The following is a 17,266-nucleotide window of genomic DNA, read 5'->3' as shown; positions in this document are numbered from 1 at the left end:
GTTAATTCATATGGTTAAGACTTGCACACAGAAACCAACTTGACTCTTTAGAGTATTTACTCTAAAAAATAAGTATATCAGTATATTTGGTAAGTACCGATGAACAGTCAAACAAAAACAAGTCCAGAGACTCAGGTTCCTTATGATGTTAAGCATTTACAAGATTTGCTTGAGCAGCAAAAGATTGCCTACTTACGTCATCCGGTACCCACTGCTAAAGAGCGTATTGATCGTTTAGCTCGTCTTAAAAGAGTCTTGGTAAAATATCAAGATCAGATTGCCGAAGCAATTAACCTTGATTATGGCAATCGTGCCATTATGGAAACCAAAATTGGTGAGTTACTTACCTGTCTTGAACAAATCAAGTATTACAGTAAGAACCTGACCGGATGGATGAAACCATCAAAACGCCATATCAGTGTATTACATCAGCCAGCAAAAGGTTGGGTACAATATCAACCAATGGGCGTAATTGGCATTATTACACCATGGAACTACCCGTTACTACTGTCTGTTGGTCCACTTATTTGTGCGTTGGCTGCAGGTAACCATGCCATGATCAAAATTTCGAGTGCTTCTCCAAATTTTGGACAGGTTCTTGAAAATGCACTTTCTGAAGCCTTCCCACAAGAGCTGGTTGCGGTGGTAAATGGCGGCGGCGTAATTTCTGATGCGTTTAGTCATTTGCCTTTCGACAAAATGATTTTCACTGGCTCGACTTCTGTTGGTAAAACCGTCATGGCAGCCGCAGCTCAAAATCTGGTTCCGGTTATTCTTGAGTTGGGTGGTAAATCCCCTGCTTTGGTACATGCTTCCGTAGATATGAAAGATGTCGCACAGCGTATTGCTGTAGGTAAACTATGGAATGCAGGCCAAACTTGTGTTGCGCCAGATCATATTTTCTTGCCACGCGGAAAAACTGCCGAGTTCATTGAAAACTTTAAATTGATTGTGGCCGGAATGTACCCACATTTCCGTAACAACCAAGACTACACCTCTATTATTAATGATAAACAGTACAACCGTATTCAGGGATATCTCGAAAATGCCCGTGATCAAGGTGCGCGTATTGTTGAAGTTAATCCGCAAAATGAAATTTTAGATGATGTCCGCAAAATTGCACCGACTCTAGTGACTGGGGTAACAACTGCAATGGATATTATGCAAAATGAAATTTTTGGTCCTGTTCTACCAATTTTAGAATATGACCAAATCGAAGAGGTCATTGAGTTTATTAATAGTCGCCCGCGTCCTTTAGCAATGTATTATTTTGATTATGATCAGGCACGCGCTGATTATATCTCTCAACATACTCATTCAGGGCATTTCGGAATTAACATGGTGATTACCCATGTTGCGCAAGATGACTTGCCATTTGGAGGAATCGGCGCATCAGGTATGGGTAAATACCACGGACCTGAAGGCTTTTTTGGACTGTCACATGAACGTTCGGTCATGTCAAATCCAAAACTTTATAGCTTGAAATACATTCTTCCACCGTTCAATAAACCAATTCATCGCTTCATTTCGAAAACCTTGTTGCGTTAACTGATCAAGGCATGATCTGTTACACTAGATCATGCCTCGTTTTTACCAATTTCGCTTGTCTTTTAATCGTATTTTTGGTATAAAACGCCCCTTGAATGAATTCATCCGTTTACATTTAGTATGACTGGCCACAGATTTGCTGTTGGCTAAATCAATGGAGTTACACCATGTCTAAGGTTTGCCAAGTTACCGGCAAGCGTCCAGTCGTTGGTAACAACGTCTCACACGCCAACAACAAAACCAAGCGCCGGTTCGAGCCGAACCTGCACCACCACCGTTTCTGGTTAGAAAGCGAAAAACGTTTTGTACGTCTTCGTTTAACCACTAAAGGTATGCGTATTATTGACAAATTGGGTATCGAAAAGGTTGTTGCAGACCTTCGTGCTCAAGGTCAAAAGATCTAAGGAGTCTGAGCAATGCGTGATAAGATTCGTCTCGTTTCTTCAGCTGGTACAGGTTATTTCTATACCACGACTAAAAACAAACGTACTATGCCGGAAAAAATGGAAATCAAAAAATTTGATCCAAAAATCCGTCAACACGTGATTTTCAAAGAAGCTAAAATCAAATAATTTTAGCGTCGAAAAAAACGACTTCTTAAAGAAGTCGTTTTTTTTTGCATTTTTTTTATACCTGCCTTTTTGTTAAACTTTCTACATATTCCGCCTTGGCATTTTTTATGCTTGTCTTTAGCCTAACTCACGTAAAAGGAGTTTTTAGTGCCGCATGACGTAGATTTAATTATTTTACTTGCTGTTGGTTTCGGTGTTGCCCTCTTTTTTGGCTATATAGCCGCCCGACTACGACTTCCCCCTCTTATTGGCTACCTTATTGCCGGAATTATTATTAGTCCGAATACCCCCGGCATAGAAGCAGATATTCATCTTGCCAACCAACTTGCTGAACTCGGCGTAATGTTCTTGATGTTTGGCGTTGGGATGCATTTTTCATTAAATGATCTTTTACAAGTTCGTCGTATTGCCTTACCGGGTGCGATTTTACAGATTGCTGTTGCTACCTTACTTGGTATTGGCGTCTCAATGTTATGGGGCTGGAGCTTTGGCTCCGCTCTGGTTTTTGGTTTAAGTCTGTCGTGTGCGAGTACTGTTGTCTTATTAAAAGCTTTAGGAGACCGTGGTCTTTTAGACTCTGTAAACGGTAAAATTGCTGTGGGTTGGCTGTTAGTTGAAGACTTAGTGATGGTACTTGTTTTAGTACTTCTTCCAGCTACAGCAGTTTTACTTGGTGGCAAAGCACCAGTAGGCGCGGAAGGCAACATTTGGTTAACGCTTGGAATCACCCTATTAAAGGTGATTGGCTTTATTGCGTTCATGCTCATTGTAGGCAAGCGTGTAGTGCCTATCATTATGCAGTTTGTTGCTCGCTTAGGTTCAAGAGAGCTATTTACGCTGACAGTCGTAGCAGCAGCTGTTTCAATCGCCTATGGCTCTTATGCTATCTTTGGCGTTTCAATGGCCTTAGGGGCCTTCTTTGCGGGGATGGTCGTAAAAGAATCAGACTTTAGCCACCGTGCAGAAGAAGAGACTCTTCCCCTACGTGAAATTTTCTCAATTTTATTTTTCGTTTCGGTAGGAATGTTGTTTGATCCACATATTCTTATCGAGCGTCCACTGCATATTTTGGCAGTTATCGCGATTATTATGGTAGGTAAAACACTTGCTGCAATGGCCTTGGTTTTATTCTTCCGCTATCCAATTAATACTGCTTTGACTGTCGGGGCCAGCCTTGCACAAATTGGTGAGTTTTCATTTATTTTGGCTACACTGGGAGTTTCTTTAGGTCTATTAACCCTAGAAGCGCAAAACCTGATTTTAGCGGGAGCTTTGTTCTCAATTACGCTTAACTCTTTTGTTTTCTCGGCAGTTGAACCTGTACAACGCTGGATTCGTGAACGCTCTCATTTGGCACGACTTCTTGAACGTAGTGGTGACCCACTCGCTATGTTGCCAGATGAAGTCGATCAGGCTTATCTACGCGATCAAGTGGTAATTGTAGGATATGGTGGCGTTGGACGACGTATTACTGAAAATTTAATTAATCAGAATATTAAAGTCGTAATTGCCGAAGAAAATCGTGAAATTGTAGAAAAGTTACGTCAAGCAAATATTGCTGCCGTAAGTGGTGTAGCAACTGAACCCGGCGTTCTCATTCAGGCTCATATCATGCATGCACGACTATTGGTGATTTCCCCTATGGATATTTTAGATATTCACCGAATTGTGGATATTGCCAAACAATTAAACCCTCAAATTCAGGTTTTAATTTGTGCAGAAAGTAAAGAAGAAGCCGCCGTGATTAGAGACGAACACATTGGTGAAGTATTCTATGCGAAAGAAGAAATGGCGAAGAATATGAGCCATCATATTTTAAATCAAATCGAGCTTGCGCATCAGTCAACACATCATTAACGCATACAAAAAAGCGTACTCAAGAGTACGCTTTTTTTAACTTAGGAATTTAGGCTGCTCATCTACAACTTCAGCCTGCCATTCATTAACCTGCTTCTCTAGCAGTCCAAATAAAGCAGCTTGAATCATATGCTGGGCAACGATAGGCGTTTGCTCGCCTAATATCTCTTTTAGTTCATCACTAAATTGAATTTTAACCAAAGGCTCTTTTTCAGAACCAGCATTACGCAAGGCGAGCTCACCACCTTCGAGTTGGACTAACTCCAACACTGCTTCTTGATTTCCAAATAACTCTTTCAATTGCTGTATAGACATATACTTCCTCCATGTTTCAACATGGTGGCAAAGCACCCTTGCACTTTGCATCTCTCGTCTTATTTATATAGGCGCACTAGGATTAAATTTCAAGCGCTCAGACAGTTTAATTTTAGAACTCGACCATTTCGTTACGAAAACCATCAATTAAATGACTTAACTCTCTATGCCATTCACGCAAAATTTTCACATCAGGTAACCATGATTGTGGCCCCTGAGTCACTTTAATGATCAAATTAGAAGAAGTTTCTTCTTCCGGTGTCGGTTCAGTAGGTTCCGGTGCATATTGGCACATGCGGTAAGCACGCTTTAACTCTGCAACAAAACCATCTTTTGCCAATTGCTGCAAAACAGAAACTTCAGGAGAAACTTGTCCTTTTGCCGCCATATGCTCTTCAATCGATTTTAATGTCGGCTGTGAGTCATTTAAACGGTAATAACGTACCAGTTCTTGCAGGAATGCCAACATTGCACCATGCAAGTGAAAGACAGCTGTTTCACGATACGCTTGTACCTGCTGTACATGATCAGTTTGCTCTGCTTGTTGACACGCTAGGCGCGCAAAATAGAGTTTTTGATTGGTACGATCGGCATGATAACGAGCAACACGTGACATAACTAAACTTTCCTGTTGTAAAATTGCCATCAATATGGCTATTCTTAGCTTAACGACTCCATTGATAAAATCAACGTTATTTATGGTAAATCCAGACAGACTTGATAAATTTTACGTTATCCCTCATCACCATCATTCATTAAAAAATTTTGGTTCTCAACAATGAATAGATCTTTAAGAGGTAACTCTGTAGGCACCCATGAACGGACTTCAAGTGTCTTTACACCTTGGGCTATATAGGTTCCATTTGGAGCAACCACAGAAAGAGCTAAAAATTGTTGCATAAAAGTATTACTCTTCAGCAGCCTTAACGCGAATACCGTAACCTTTTACCTTAAGTGTATTTAGACCTTTGATTGCTTTAATGGCTTCACGCGGATTCGGCATTTCAACAAAGCCAAAACCTTTTGATTTACCTGTATCTTTATCGGTAACAACCACACAAGACTCAACTTTACCATAAGCCTTAAACAGCTCTAAAACTTCAGCTTCAGTCACTGAACGATCTAAATTACGAACTAATATTTTCATTTTCCAACCTTGATTAGCCTTAAATAATAAAGACCAATACACATTTGAGTATTCACAGTGTCTTATACAGTAGTTTAGTCGAGATCGATACCAAAACCTAAGTTTACTGTTCGTGAAGTGTTCCATTGTTTTTTGGCAAATGGCTGCGGAACTTGACGATGAATTTTTGCCTGCACCAAATGAGCAGGTAAATCATTTAGGAAATAACTTTCGATTTTACGGCCTTGTTCGTCATATGTATCTTGTGACCATGTATTGAGATTTTGCTTCGTTAAAATCAATTCATTTTCCGCACGTGTTAATGCAACATACAATACACGGCGTTCTTCTTCGACTTCATCAAAATCGCCCTGCGCACGCGCATATGGAAATTGATTTGGTGAGACATGCGGCACATAACACACCTTCTGTTCTGCACCTTTAGCCGAATGAATTGTAATTAAGGTCACTAAATCATCATCACCCGCTTTTTCAATTTCAGAAACTGAAATTGGTTCAAGTACATATTCTTCAAGGAACTCACCAAGAGATGCATGTTTACGCGCAAGTTGTTTGACTAAATCAAAATCTCTAGCGCGACGTGACCAATCTTTAGTTTTATAGTTTTGCTCTAACTGTTCACTTAATGCATCAAGTGCTAGACCAATACTTGCCTCAACATGCTGCTGTAGCACATCAAGCTGCTTCAAAATCAAAATAGCCTGTAAAGGAACTTTTCCATGACGCTCCAAACGCTGACAACGCTCTTCCACCTCACTAATGCTCATTAACTCTTGTGCTAACTTGCTGGCCCCAACGTCACCAATACCATCCCATAAAGTTAAAAAGCGCATCCAAGCCAAGTCATCCTGCGGGTTACTCACAATACGTAATAAACTGAGCACATCCTTTACATGCGCTGATTCAAGTAACTTTATGCCCCCAATAAAACGATACGGAATTTCAGCAGCGATAAATGCCCCTTCCAAATAACGAGCACTGTAGCCAGAGCGGACTAATACCATATGGTCATACCAATTTGCGCCCTGCTGATGCCGCTCTATTAAGTCTTGTGCAATCCAGTTGGCTTCTTCAAATTCATTACCAAACAAATGGAGTTGTGGCTTTTGTCCTTTGCCACGATGTGCCTGTAACTGTTTTTGATAATCGATTGGACTGTGGGCAAGTAACCAATTTGATAAATCTAATATTTCTTGAGTCGAGCGATAATTTAAATCTAAAGTATGAATTACTGCGTCTGGAATCCGCTCTTTAAACGAATGAATGTTTTCAAAGTCGGCACCACGGAAACCGTAAATTGACTGGGCATCATCTCCCACACAAAATAATTTCACCTTACCAATCAGTGGCTGCAAAAGAGCCCACTGTAAAGGATTGGTATCTTGCATCTCATCAACCAGTAAAGCTTGGCAAAAGCCTGCAACCCAGTTCGTCAGTGCTTCCGAGTTTTGTAAATGAACAGCGACGATCGACAAAATGTCATCATAATCTAAAAAATTACGCTCTCTTTTACGCTGTTCATAGGTTTTCATTAACTCAGCAATTTGTGATTTATATTCATATGCTTCAGGTAATTGCTTGAGTAACGCTTCAGACAGCTTAGATTGTGTATTTCGGGCATAAGAATATAAATCACACAGCTCTGCCGCTTTAGGCAAAACATTATCTTTGTCTTTGCCTCTCAATAAGCGAAACATGAGTAACTGATCATCACGATCAATAATACTAAATTGGGTTAAACCAAACGCTTGCGGATTACGACGCAATAAATACATGCAAAAGGTATGAAAAGTAGATGCGCGAAGGCCTTTGGCTTGTGCTCCAACATGCTGTTCAACCCTTGCAACAATTTCACTCGCAGCACGGCGCGTAAACGTTAAAATCTGAATTTGATTAGCTGACAAACCCTGATCAATTAAATAAGCTGCGCGAGCAACAATGGTTTTAGTCTTGCCACAGCCCGCTCCAGCCAAAACCAAACAGTTTTGTGCTGTAGTAGTTGCTGCTTTTTTTTGCTGAGCATTTAATTCATTAATTAACTTTGCAAGACTCATAACACATATCGCTAAAACACCAAGGCTTAGTTTAACAGACCCATACTATGAGATGGACCTTCACTCACTAAAAACAAAAAAAGGACACTCTAGGTGCCCTTTTGTTCGTTATTTATATTAAGAAACCGTTTTTGAACTAGAAGGCAAATGTTTAATTGCAGAAGCAAGTCCTAAAAAGTTGATTCCCTGAAATAAAATATCTACTGCTAAAAACATTCCCAACACCCAAAACGGAGAATCTTTAGAAACTAAAATTAAAATACCGGTAGCGAGTGTTAGTAACCCGGAAAATAAGGTCCAGCCCCACCCAGCGATTGGTCTCAATAAAAATGCATTTATAGTACGAATTACCCCGGCAATAATCAGGGCAATTGATAATAAGCTAGTTAAAACCACAGCCGTAGTCACAGGCGTAGAAAATGCGTAATAGCCCGCCATTAAATACAGCACACCAAAAAGTGCCCACAGCCATCGGCTACCGCCCTTAAATACACTTATGGCAGCAATCAAGTGCAGCACACCACCTATCATCATTAAAATACCAAATAGGAAAACAACCGAAAATGTTGCAAATGGCAGTGAGCTAAATAACACCAAACCGAAAATAATGAGCACAAAGCCTAATATTAGATACCATTTACGATCAGCATGTAGCTGATTACGAACTAAATCATTACCTACAGTTTTCATCATGGCTACTCTTATTATCAGGTATTAGAAAGTTTATATAATGTCATTATAGTGATGCACTTCACATTTATTGTCTGTATAAGATCTGCATCGTTTATTAACAATTGATAGGGATAAAACAGTATTTATCCACAATTTTATTTCAACCATCCAATTTCTTGAGCAGTCGGTAAACCAATTACAGTTTCTTGTAAATCACTTGGCATTTTATTGGTCTGTTCAGATAATGGTGTTCGACCACCCATGATTTCTGCTCGTATTTGTGGATAAAGAGGGACCTTTTCAGGTTGTGCGTAGCCTAATGGATAAATCGGCTGACCTGTTTTTAAATCATATTTATCTTTTGCGCCAAAGCCGTGTAATAGCTCGTGAACGATAACAACCTGATTTTGTGGGGCTTGCTCTGGTATAGCAAACAAATTAACGCTACCAATACGGCCTTTTTCTAAAGCAGTCGAATGCACCAAAACTTTTTGATAACTTGGATCATAATAATTTAAATAAAGTTTGAGTGATGCACCACTATCTTCAGGCTGTTGTTGTCGCCATGCATAAAAACGAAACTTTAAGCTCCACCAAATGACATTCAGGATATTGGCATTTTGAGGAACTACAGGCGGCCTCTGCTGGAGTTGCTGCCCTAAACGAATTTCAAAGTTACTTGATTGTCCACGATAATGCTGTGACCATTCACTTAGATAGCTTTTAAGCGTTTGGAAGTCAGCGTTTTGTAGCTGATGAATATAAGCTTGCGTGGTTTGTAAACCATCCGCATTTATTGGGTGCAATACCACAACAATAGGCTGATTCCAGTCTTGGTTTTGGTCACGCCACGCTTGAACTGCAACGATTAATAAAACAATCAATAGACACAAAATCCGAATGTTTTTCCACATTCTTGTTCCCCATAAAAATTAAATTTTCTTTTCTTGTTCTATATATAAAATGCTAGCTGAGCTAGCATTTTTCATTTGTCTTATTTAGCCTTCAATCCATTTACCGTCTTGGTAAATCAGGCTCCATTTAGTTTGTTTACCTTCTGGTGTTTCAGATCCCACATACTGTGATTGGTTCTTACGACTAAACTTCACAATCGTTGGGTTACCTTCAGGGTCTACATCCGGAGCTTGTAAAATAAACTGGTATTTTGGATCAAGTTGGTCAGCAACACTACGAAGCTCAGCAACTTTTGGTGCACGTGTTTCACGAATTTTCGGGAACTTACTTGCAGCCAAGAACAGACCAGCCGCGCCATCACGTAACACAAAATAGTCATCATGTTTGGTCGAGCGCAAATGTTCCATCTTAATTGGTTCTACGCGTGGTGGTGCAGGTTGTCCATTTTTCAAGACTTTACGGGTATTATCACAGCTTGTACAAGCGAAATACGGACCAAAACGGCCAGTTTTAAGCTGCATTTCACCATCACATTTATCACATGGAATGGTTGGGCCATCATAACCTTTGATCTTGAACTCACCTTCTTCAAGCTCATAACCATCACAGTCTGGGTTGTTACCACAAACATGTAACTTACGGCCACCATCAATGACATAACTGTCCATTGCTGTACCACATTTCGGACAACGATGTTTAGACATCAAGTCTGCGGTTTCAGCACTGTCATCATCAGATAACGCTGCTAATGACTCAACTGGTGTTAAGTTCAAAGTTCCTTTACAGCGTTCTTTAGGTGGCAAGTTATAACCTGAACAACCTAAGAATACGCCTGTAGTACCAGTACGAATCTGCATTGGTCGTGAACATTCAGGACAATGTACTGCTGGCACTTCAACTGGTTGATTACGGCGCATTCCCTGCTCACCTTGAGCATTGGTCAGACGTTTTTTAAAATCACCGTAGAATGTATCGAGTAATTCTTTCCAATTACGCTCACCCGTTGCCACACGGTCCAGCTGACCTTCTAAATCTGCGGTAAAAGCATAATTCATCAGGTTATTAAAACTTTCATCAAGACGATCTGTTACGATCTCGCCCATTTTCTCGGCAAAGAGACGGCGATTTTCTAACTTAACGTAACCGCGTTCTTGAATTGTAGAAATAATGGCAGCATAAGTTGACGGACGACCAATACCACGTTTTTCAAGTTCTTTTACTAAAGATGCTTCAGTAAAACGAGCTGGTGGTTTAGTAAAGTGCTGACTTGGATCTAGCTTTTCTAATTTTAAAATTTCACCCACTTTGATTGCAGGTAAAATGATATCGTCATCAGATTTGTTAGCACCACGAACTTTAGTGAAGCCATCAAATACAAGCGTACGGCCTTTTGCCTTTAACTCCACATTGCCAGCTTCAACGGTTAAAGTTGAAGATAAATATTCTGCCGGAGTCATTTGACAAGCAACAAATTGACGCCAAATTAAGTCATATAAACGCTGCGCATCACGCTCTACACCTGCAAGTTGATCACCTGTAAGTGCAACATTTGACGGACGAATTGCTTCATGGGCTTCTTGAGCACCCGCTTTGTTACCATAGCGGTTTGGCTTTGCTGGTAAATATTTCTCACCAAACTGGCTTTCAATATGAGCACGGACCATACTTACAGCGTCATCACTCAAGAATGTTGAGTCCGTACGCATATAGGTAATAAAACCAGCTTCATACAAACGTTGCGCCAACATCATGGTTTTCTTTACAGAGAAACCTAAGCGTGTACTTGCCGCCTGTTGTAAAGTCGACGTGATATATGGTGCACTCGGATTCACCTTAGTCGGCTTATCTTCACGCTGTGCAACTTTATATTCAGCGCCCTTTAATACATCCAACAGGGCATCTGTTTCAGCTTTATTTTTTAATTTAAGCGTTTTACCCGCCTGTTTTACAGCCTCAAGACGAATGTCATCTTTTTTAGCTTTAGTGTCTGCAAAGACTTGCCAATATTCTTCTGGAATAAAAGCACGAATTTCACGTTCACGTTCAACAACAAGCTTTCCCGCTACAGACTGTACACGCCCTGCCGATAAACCACGGGCAATCTTTTCCCACAGTAATGGCGAAACCATGAAGCCTACTACACGGTCCAAGAAACGACGTGCTTGTTGTGCATTAACACGGTTTAAGTCGAGACGTGTTGGCTGTTTAAATGCTTCTTGAATGGCATTTTTAGTAATTTCGTTAAATACCACACGATGATAACGGCTATCGTCACCACCAATCACTTCGCGTAAGTGCCAAGCGATTGCTTCCCCTTCTCTATCCAAGTCCGTTGCGAGATAGATTGCATCTGCATCTTTGGCAAGTTTCTTGAGTTCAGCAACAACATTTTCTTTGCCAGGCAGAACTTCGTAATGCGCTTGCCATCCATGTTCCGGATCGACGCCCATACGATTGATTAAAGCCTGATTCGCTTTTTGTTCTTTTTCAGCCTCAGTGAGTTTGGTCCGGGCAGCCGGCTTTTTCTCTGTTGCTTTACTGCCGCCTGTTGGCAAGTCACGTACGTGACCTACAGAAGACTTAACAATGTACTGCGAACCTAAATATTTGTTGATGGTTTTCGCTTTGGCAGGCGACTCCACAATCACTAAGGCACGTTTATGTGCAGCAGAGGCAGAAGATGCTGTGCTTTGAGATGCAGAGCGCGAGGTATTCGCCATATAAAATGTTATTCCTATACCAATAAATTTAAAAATCAGGCTTCAGCCAAGGCCAACAGATAAGCCTTCATCTCATCTAATTGCGTGGCTTTTAGGTCCGATTCCTCATCCCAATAAAGGCCTACACAGTTTGCCTGCATATCAATAGCATAAATCCCTTTTAATGCAATGGGAGAATCATTAAATTTCTCATCACCCTGCACTACTTTTAATTTTCCGTCTATAACACGAGCACGCATGAGCGTTAAACGAGCATCGGGGATCAATACACTATAATAAGCAACCATGCTGGCACGCTTTTCAGTTGCCATCGGGACATGTGTCCATTCAGGTGCGGCAATTATACGTGGATGTAGTCCCATTTTACGGGCTTTGTCTCGCATAATACCGAGTGCCTTTTCACGCGGACTCACTCTTAAACCAAAAATGGAGCCCAGCACAAAAAGAACAATGATAACGGTAACCCAAATTCCGATATTGTTCATAGCAAAACCTATTAATCTCTTTTATTAGAGTTGCATAAGCTGACCAGAAAACGCAAGTTACATCATAAAAATAATGTCCAATTAACCGACGAGGTTAAAAACTACAACATTTCCTCATAGATATTCTTAGCAATCTAGGCACAATATTTAGGCGCTCTTTTCAGTTTCAAGAGTAGCTAACTTACCAAACTGATCCAGATGCGCATCTCCCCACGTTTTTAGAGCAAGAAGTATATGCTCAAGCCCACGTCCTAAATCAGTCAGGCTATATTCCACTTTAGGAGGAACTTGAGGATAAACCTCGCGATGAATAATGCCATCTTGTTCTAACTCACGAAGCTGATTGGTGAGCATTCTTTGCGTAATGCTTGGAACTCGTTTACGGATTTCATTAAATCGTAAAGTTCCTTCATTTAATAAATGCCAAAGAATGACGCATTTCCATTTGCCATCAATCAAACTGATCGCGGCTTCAACTGAACAACCCGGTGAGCAGTCAAAACTTGAATGTCGAGCTTTTGCCATTTTACAGTATCCTTTTTGACACTATGAGCGTTATTTGTCTGTAGTCACTATTTTTAAGCTTACGTTATGATCAAACTCTCAACAAGAGGAATCACAATTATGAAAGCTGTCGCATATCAAAAAGCAGGTCCCATTACATCGCCAGAATCACTCGTTGATATTGAACTCGATACACCTGTTGCGAAGGGGCACGATTTACTAGTTCGCGTGCAAGCTATTTCAGTAAATCCAGTCGATACCAAAATACGTAAAAATATAAGTGCGGAATCCGGCTGGAAAGTGCTTGGCTGGGATGCTGTAGGCGTGGTTGAAGCGACTGGAGATAAAGTCACTCAATTCAAAGTAGGCGATGTTGTTTGGTATGCAGGTGCTTTAAATCGCCAAGGCAGTAATAGTGAATTGCAATTGGTTGATGAACGTATTGTTGGTCATAAACCAAAAATTTTAGAAGCAACAGAGGCAGCAGCTCTCCCTTTAACTGCAATCACAGCTTGGGAAATGCTATTTGATCGTCTGCAAGTTCCAAAGACTGCACCTGCTAATACAACTATTTTAGTGATTGGTGGAGCTGGCGGTGTAGGTTCAATTACCATTCAGCTTCTTAAGCAATTAACTAACCTCACGATTATTGCTACAGCTTCACGCCCTGAAACAAAAGAATGGGTAGAACAACTAGGTGCCAACTATGTATTAGATCATCGCGAGCCTTTAGCCCCACAAATCAAGCAATTAGGCTTAAATGCACCTTCATATGTGTTCTCGACCACTCAAACAGATCAGCATTTATCAGATATTGTAGAGTTGATTGCACCACAAGGGCATTTTGGCTTAATTGATGACCCTGAACAGTTAGATATTAAACCGTTTAAATCGAAGTCTGTATCCGTACATTGGGAATTTATGTTTACGCGTTCAATGTTTCAGACTGAAGATATGCAAAAACAAAGTGATCTATTAAATGAAGTCAGCAAGCTGGTTGATGAAGGGAAAATTAAAACAACTGTGACTGAAGTTTTAAGTCCAATTAATGCTGAAAACTTAAAACGGGTTCATCAGCAAATTGAAAGTGGAACAACAAAAGGGAAGATTGTTTTACAAGGTTTTTAAATAAAATTAAAAATATTCCCCCAATAAAAAGGCAAGTATTGAACTTGCCTTTTTATTAATAGTGCGGGGGTTTATTCGTTAAAGGGTCAAAAGGTGCAATGCCTTCTGATAAATCCGAAGATTCCACACGTTGATAAAGCAATTGCATTTGTTTTTTCAAATCAGCTATTTCCTGAGTTTGAATAGCGAGTTGTTGATTTAATTGTTCAACTAAATCATCCAAAAATGTAATTCGCACTTGCAAATCTTCAATGGGTGCGGAAAATGACGCTTGATCATCATGATATGGTGGTTTAGTCATTTAAATCCTCATTTGAGATTCTGGAAAACATTATGGCCTATATTACCCTAAGGGATGTCCAACTTGCTTTTGGCGGACCTGCCCTGCTCGATGGCGCGAACTTTAATCTAGAACGTGGCGAACGAGTCTGTTTAATTGGGCGTAATGGTGAAGGTAAGTCTACTTTACTTAAACTCATCGAGGGAAGCTTATTACCGGATTCTGGTGAAGTTTCTATCCAAAATGGTTTAACGGTTTCCATGTTAGCCCAAGACGTTCCAATGGATTCAGGTAAGGTTGCTGATATTGTAGCAGACGGCGCAGGAGAAGCGGCTGAAGTACTCAAAGCGTATCACCAAGCAACCGATGCTTGTATGCTTGGCGATATGGAAGCTTGCGACCGTATGGGTAACCTTCAGCACAAGCTAGACCAACTAGACGGTTGGGCACTTGAAAATAAGGTGAATGCCCTATTAAGTAAAATGGGTCTCGACCCAAATGCAGATTTGGCAGACTTATCTGGTGGACGTAAACGTCGTGTTTTACTCGCTCGTGCTCTTTTAACGCAGCCAGACGTATTGCTTCTAGACGAACCAACCAACCATTTAGATGTTGAAAGTATTGAGTGGCTAGAAAAATTCCTACTCGATCAAAATAATTTAACACTTCTATTTATTTCGCATGACCGCTCTTTTGTAGATAGCATTGCGACTCGAATTGTTGAACTTGACCGCGGCATCTTACGTGGCTACGAAGGTAACTATTCACGCTATTTGGAGCTTAAAGCTCAGCAAATGGAAGCCGAAGAGAAACAAAATGCTTTATTTGATAAAAAATTAGCTGAAGAAGAGGCTTGGATTCGTCAAGGGATTAAAGCACGTCGTACACGTAACGAAGGCCGTGTTCGTGCATTAAAAGCTTTACGCGAAGAATCGAAAGCACGCCGTTCACAACAAGGCAAAGTGAGCATGGCGACTCAAGAAGCAAATCGCTCTGGTAAATTAGTATTTGATATTGAGCACTTGAGCGTATCTTATGATGGTAAACCACTCATCAAAGACTTCTCTACGCTTGTCATGCGTGGTGACCGTATTGGCTTAGTCGGTGATAACGGTGTCGGTAAAACGACTTTAATTAAAGCTATTTTAGGTGAAATCGAACACGGTGGCTCTGTTAAAACAGGTACTCAATTAGAGATTGCTTATTTTGATCAATTACGTAATGCCTTAGATCTTGAAAAAACAGTCATGGCAAACGTTTCAGAAGGCTCTGACTTTGTTGATGTAAATGGCAACCGTCGTCATATCTACAGTTATTTACAAGATTTCTTGTTCTCACCTGAACGTGCACGTACACCAGTAAAAGCCCTTTCTGGTGGTGAGCGTAACCGTATTTTGCTTGCTAAATTATTGCTTAAACCATCGAACCTAATTGTGATGGACGAACCAACCAATGACTTGGATATGGTAACTCTTGAGCTACTTGAAGAGATGCTTTCTGAATATAAAGGCACGCTATTACTTATTTCGCATGACCGTGCATTTATGGACAACGTGGTCACTTCTACTTGGGTCTTTGATGGTAAAGGTGGTATTGCAGAGTACATTGGTGGTTACCAAGATTACTTACTACAGCGACCAGATGAAAAAGTGGTAGACCAGAAGTCTGACGTTAAGAAAGCTCAGGCAAAAGCTGAAGCTGAAAAAGCTGCTGCTCAAAGTACCGTAAAAAAGGTGAAATTGAGCTATAAAGACCAACGTGAACTTGAGCAACTTCCTGCTGAAATTGAAAAGCTGGAAGTTGAACAAGCCGAGCTTTCTGACAAGCTTGCAGATGGTTCGTGGTTTGTGTCTGATGCAGATGCTGCGACTCAAGCAAGTCAACGCCTAGCAGAAATTGAAGAATTATTGCTTGAAAAATTAGAGCGTTGGGATGAACTTGAGCAAATGAGTAAAGGCAGTTAATCAATAAAAAGGGCTTTAATTAAAGCCCTTTTTTTGGTTTTAGAATTTCTAGTAATGCCATAAAAGGTTTATAAACAAATAAAGAGATGAAGCGAATTAAACGTTCAAATATCTGTAACTGCAAAATCATACAAGTGAGGATAGCCAAAACAAGACTAATGAAAATATTGATCTCGACCGAATATTTAAAACTTAGTTGATGAGTCAAAACAATAATTACAAAACCATGCAATATATAAACTGGTAGCGTTTTTTGGCCTAAATCAATCCAAGGTTGTTTAAAATTTTGAGTGAGTACAAATAAACTCAAAACACCCATAGTCGATAGCAACATAATTACACTGCGAATCAGCATTCCTTGCCAAACATCCACATGTAACTGTAGATAAGATAAACTGCCAAATAACCAGTAATAACTATAATGACTTATAGCCGCTACAGCAGTAATGATTAATAATGTGATAACAGCAAATAACTTTGCATAAGGCAACTGCGATATATACTGAAAAATGGTTTTACCATAAATCGCCCCAGCCATAAAAAAAGGTAGAAATACGAAAATTCGACCCATCGAATAGCTGTAATTATTAATGGGTGAGCATCCAATCAGTAAAGCTAAAACTATTGAAAACAGAAGTGGATATGCCATCTTTTTTAGGAAAAAAGCGAGAACCGTCCAAGCCCCCATGCCAAATAAATACCATAACACCCAATAAGGTTTAGCAAACCATACCAAATGAAATGTACCAGTCCAAAGACTTCCATTATAAAAGGCATCAAGCAATTGAAATAAAATTTGAAATGGCAAATATAAAGATAGAAAGTAAATTAATTTTTCTAGTATTTTCTCTTCTTTAAAAAACATGCCCGATATAAAAATAAAAGCTGGCATATGAACAAAGTAAATACTCCCTAAAATCGCTTGATTTAGAGACTCGTTCCAGCCAATTAACCTTTCAAGGTAATGACCTAATACAACCAGAAAAATTAAGATGCCTTTTGTGGCATCGATATGGAGATTTCTCATAAATTTCTATGAAATCAGGATATTCATATCATACTGAATTATTCTTATTTTTTAATTTAAAAAGACAATGAATAAAGT

At 40.0% G+C, this 17,266-nt stretch carries 17 protein-coding genes and 1 pseudogene; 6 read left to right on the top strand and 12 right to left on the bottom strand.

Features of this window, described 5'->3' with window-relative positions; genetic code table 11:
• The first annotated feature begins 99 nt into the window (after positions 1–99).
• From J678_RS12205 to J678_RS12190, 4 genes are all read left to right on the top strand, one after another.
• Positions 100–1,548 (top strand): coniferyl aldehyde dehydrogenase, encoded by a 1,449-nt coding sequence (locus J678_RS12205; protein WP_017393943.1) that lies wholly within the window; start codon positions 100–102, stop codon positions 1,546–1,548.
• 167 nt (positions 1,549–1,715) lie between these two features.
• The gene (gene rpmB / locus J678_RS12200; protein WP_000048256.1) at positions 1,716–1,952 is read left to right on the top strand and encodes a 50S ribosomal protein L28; all 237 of its coding nucleotides are present in this window, start codon (positions 1,716–1,718) and stop codon (positions 1,950–1,952) included.
• Between the two features lie 12 nt (positions 1,953–1,964).
• The gene (gene rpmG / locus J678_RS12195) at positions 1,965–2,120 is read left to right on the top strand and encodes a 50S ribosomal protein L33 (RefSeq protein ID WP_001205031.1); all 156 of its coding nucleotides are present in this window, start codon (positions 1,965–1,967) and stop codon (positions 2,118–2,120) included.
• Positions 2,121–2,267: 147 nt separating this feature from the next.
• Complete coding sequence (locus J678_RS12190; protein WP_017393944.1) at positions 2,268–3,977, top strand: cation:proton antiporter; 1,710 nt, start codon at positions 2,268–2,270, stop codon at positions 3,975–3,977.
• Between the two features lie 36 nt (positions 3,978–4,013).
• Here the strand turns inward: J678_RS12190 and J678_RS12185 are convergent, their stop codons facing one another.
• The 10 genes and pseudogenes from J678_RS12185 to J678_RS12140 form a co-directional block, all read right to left on the bottom strand.
• On the bottom strand, positions 4,014–4,292 hold the full coding sequence (locus tag J678_RS12185) for a hypothetical protein (RefSeq protein WP_002053465.1): 279 nt from the start codon (positions 4,290–4,292) through the stop codon (positions 4,014–4,016).
• 112 nt (positions 4,293–4,404) lie between these two features.
• Positions 4,405–4,908 carry a DUF6586 family protein gene (locus J678_RS12180; protein WP_004710685.1) on the bottom strand — a complete coding sequence of 168 codons (504 nt, stop codon included), beginning with the start codon at positions 4,906–4,908 and terminating at the stop codon, positions 4,405–4,407.
• Positions 4,909–5,030: 122 nt separating this feature from the next.
• Positions 5,031–5,192: pseudogene (locus J678_RS12175) on the bottom strand (ASCH domain-containing protein); the annotation flags it as partial.
• A 7-nt stretch (positions 5,193–5,199) separates the two neighbouring features.
• Entirely contained in the window at positions 5,200–5,439 is a 240-nt protein-coding gene (locus J678_RS12170) for an RNA recognition motif domain-containing protein (RefSeq protein ID WP_000699342.1), read from the bottom strand.
• 74 nt (positions 5,440–5,513) lie between these two features.
• The gene (locus J678_RS12165) at positions 5,514–7,493 is read right to left on the bottom strand and encodes an ATP-dependent helicase (protein WP_017393947.1); all 1,980 of its coding nucleotides are present in this window, start codon (positions 7,491–7,493) and stop codon (positions 5,514–5,516) included.
• Positions 7,494–7,610: 117 nt separating this feature from the next.
• Positions 7,611–8,183: an HdeD family acid-resistance protein gene (locus J678_RS12160; RefSeq protein ID WP_006580460.1), complete on the bottom strand. Its 573-nt coding sequence runs from the start codon at positions 8,181–8,183 to the stop codon at positions 7,611–7,613.
• Positions 8,184–8,320: 137 nt separating this feature from the next.
• Positions 8,321–9,079 (bottom strand): hypothetical protein, encoded by a 759-nt coding sequence (locus J678_RS12155; RefSeq protein WP_017393948.1) that lies wholly within the window; start codon positions 9,077–9,079, stop codon positions 8,321–8,323.
• Positions 9,080–9,163: 84 nt separating this feature from the next.
• Positions 9,164–11,800: a type I DNA topoisomerase gene (gene topA / locus J678_RS12150; RefSeq protein WP_032027328.1), complete on the bottom strand. Its 2,637-nt coding sequence runs from the start codon at positions 11,798–11,800 to the stop codon at positions 9,164–9,166.
• Between the two features lie 35 nt (positions 11,801–11,835).
• Positions 11,836–12,285 (bottom strand): hypothetical protein, encoded by a 450-nt coding sequence (locus tag J678_RS12145; RefSeq protein ID WP_017393950.1) that lies wholly within the window; start codon positions 12,283–12,285, stop codon positions 11,836–11,838.
• Positions 12,286–12,432: 147 nt separating this feature from the next.
• Positions 12,433–12,810: a winged helix-turn-helix transcriptional regulator gene (locus J678_RS12140; RefSeq protein WP_017393951.1), complete on the bottom strand. Its 378-nt coding sequence runs from the start codon at positions 12,808–12,810 to the stop codon at positions 12,433–12,435.
• Between the two features lie 99 nt (positions 12,811–12,909).
• Between J678_RS12140 and J678_RS12135 the strand changes: the two genes are divergently transcribed.
• Positions 12,910–13,917 (top strand): zinc-binding alcohol dehydrogenase family protein, encoded by a 1,008-nt coding sequence (locus J678_RS12135; protein WP_017393952.1) that lies wholly within the window; start codon positions 12,910–12,912, stop codon positions 13,915–13,917.
• Positions 13,918–13,972: 55 nt separating this feature from the next.
• Here J678_RS12135 and J678_RS12130 read toward each other — a convergent pair whose 3' ends face one another.
• Complete coding sequence (locus J678_RS12130; protein WP_002053395.1) at positions 13,973–14,218, bottom strand: SlyX family protein; 246 nt, start codon at positions 14,216–14,218, stop codon at positions 13,973–13,975.
• 32 nt (positions 14,219–14,250) lie between these two features.
• Between J678_RS12130 and J678_RS12125 the strand changes: the two genes are divergently transcribed.
• Positions 14,251–16,161, top strand: coding sequence for an ATP-binding cassette domain-containing protein (locus tag J678_RS12125; RefSeq protein WP_004710693.1), 1,911 nt, complete (start codon positions 14,251–14,253; stop codon positions 16,159–16,161).
• A 19-nt stretch (positions 16,162–16,180) separates the two neighbouring features.
• Here J678_RS12125 and J678_RS12120 read toward each other — a convergent pair whose 3' ends face one another.
• The gene (locus J678_RS12120) at positions 16,181–17,188 is read right to left on the bottom strand and encodes an acyltransferase family protein (protein WP_017393953.1); all 1,008 of its coding nucleotides are present in this window, start codon (positions 17,186–17,188) and stop codon (positions 16,181–16,183) included.
• Between the last annotated feature and the right edge of the window lie 78 nt (positions 17,189–17,266).

This window comes from Acinetobacter sp. 1424608 (genome assembly GCF_000588255.1).
GTDB lineage: Bacteria > Pseudomonadota > Gammaproteobacteria > Pseudomonadales > Moraxellaceae > Acinetobacter > Acinetobacter nosocomialis.
This window is presented reverse-complemented; position numbering and strand designations above follow the sequence as displayed.